The 243-nt window shown below is 34.6% G+C and carries 1 pseudogene; it reads right to left on the minus strand.

Features of this window, described 5'->3' with window-relative positions:
• Positions 1–243 (minus strand): annotated as a pseudogene (locus AWV70_RS23220) (tetracycline efflux MFS transporter Tet(L)); the annotation flags it as partial.

Raw genomic sequence — 243 nt, forward strand, 5'->3', positions numbered from 1 at the left:
AACTAGTAACAACGACTCCTGTAAAAAGGAATAGCATATTACTATACAAATAAGTGGATTGATCAAGGTCCATAGGTAGCAACTTCTGATTCAGTAAGCGTACAGATAATAAACCACCAACAATTGCAATACCTATTCCCTCTGATAAAAAACTGGAAAAATTAAGCAAACTCATTCCGGCACCAGCTTCCTTTTGTTTCAAACTACTTGAAACAATTGTAGATATAACTGTTTTGGTGAATG

Origin of the sequence: Sporosarcina koreensis (assembly GCF_001531445.1) — a bacterium.
In the GTDB taxonomy this organism is placed as follows: Bacteria; Bacillota; Bacilli; order Bacillales_A; family Planococcaceae; genus Sporosarcina; species Sporosarcina koreensis_C.